General features: G+C 43.3%; 2 protein-coding genes. Both read left to right on the plus strand.

Annotation, left to right across the window (positions count from 1 at the left end):
* The first annotated feature begins 53 nt into the window (after positions 1 to 53).
* The gene (locus ABD036_RS19070; RefSeq protein ID WP_343862784.1) at positions 54 to 365 is read left to right on the plus strand and encodes a transposase; all 312 of its coding nucleotides are present in this window, start codon (positions 54 to 56) and stop codon (positions 363 to 365) included.
* 11 nt (positions 366 to 376) lie between these two features.
* Positions 377 to 1219 carry an IS3 family transposase gene (locus ABD036_RS19075; RefSeq protein WP_343862786.1) on the plus strand — a complete coding sequence of 281 codons (843 nt, stop codon included), beginning with the start codon at positions 377 to 379 and terminating at the stop codon, positions 1217 to 1219.
* The last annotated feature ends 31 nt before the right edge of the window (positions 1220 to 1250 follow it).

Below are 1250 nucleotides of genomic sequence, written 5' to 3' on the forward strand. Positions count from 1 at the left end.
AGAACTTACCCAAAAAAAGTGGACATCTCTTATAGTTAGATAAGAGGTGATTTATGGAACGCAAAAAGAAAGCACAACCTTATACTGAAACTTTTCGCAAAGAGGCTGTTCGCAGGGCAGATCTTCCAGGTAATAGTAATCGATCTGTTGCCGCGGAATTAGGGATCAGTGCACAGCAAATCTATAATTGGCGCAGGCAGTTTAGCCGGTTAACGGATAAACAATTCAGTCGAGTTAACGGTGTTCAATTCAAAACAGACGACTCTGAAGAAATAAAGCGATTGAAGCGACAATTGACAGATTTAAAAGAAGAGAATGAATTTCTAAAAAAGGCTTCAGCGTACTTTGCGAAAAACCAAGGGTAAAGTACGCCCTGATCAAACAGTTTTGTGCTCGCTTTCGAATAACCATAATGTGCAAAGCTTTAAAGGTGTCGCGTTCGGGCTATTATCGATTTGTGGGCCGTAAGCCAAGCAGTAAACAGTGCAGACACCAACGTTTGCGAAGTCATGTCATCGAGCATTTCACCCACTTCAAACAACGATATGGAGCCCCAAGGCTGACTCGCAGTCTGAATGCAAGCAACATACGTTGCAGTTTGAATACTGTGGCGCGGGTGATGCAGGAACTGCATCTACGCGCTAGAAACGGTAAAGCTTTTAGATACTCACGATTTAGTTATGCCAATGTGGGGGTGAGCGAAAATATCCTAAATCGCCACTTTCGAGCAACCAAGCCGAATCAAAAGTGGGTAACCGACATCACCTACATTCGAGTAAAAGGGAAATGGAATTATCTAGCGACCGTGATGGATCTCTATTCCCGTGCCATTGTGGGCTGGTCGATTGATGATGGTATGTCAGAGCAATTAGTGACTGATGCTTTACAAATGGCGATTAGTAAGCGGATCGTGAAACCGGGGTTAATTGTCCACTCCGACAGAGGGGTGCAATATCGGGCAGTGAAATATCAAGGATTGATTGACTCAATCGGCGGCATCTCGAGCATGAGTAGGCGAAGCAATTGTTGGGACAATGCTGTAATGGAATCCTTCTTTAGCCGTCTCAAGGTTGAACTGATTTACGGCGAAAAATACCACTCGATACAGGAGTTGAAATCCAGTATCTTTGAATATATTGAAATATTTTATAATCGCGTAAGGCTACATTCGACATTGGGATACTTAAGTCCGTTGGAATATGAAGCTCGTTACGCTTAAACAGGATGTCCACTTTTAGTGGGTAACACCA

The organism is Aliiglaciecola litoralis, from assembly GCF_039523355.1.
GTDB lineage: Bacteria > Pseudomonadota > Gammaproteobacteria > Enterobacterales > Alteromonadaceae > Aliiglaciecola > Aliiglaciecola litoralis.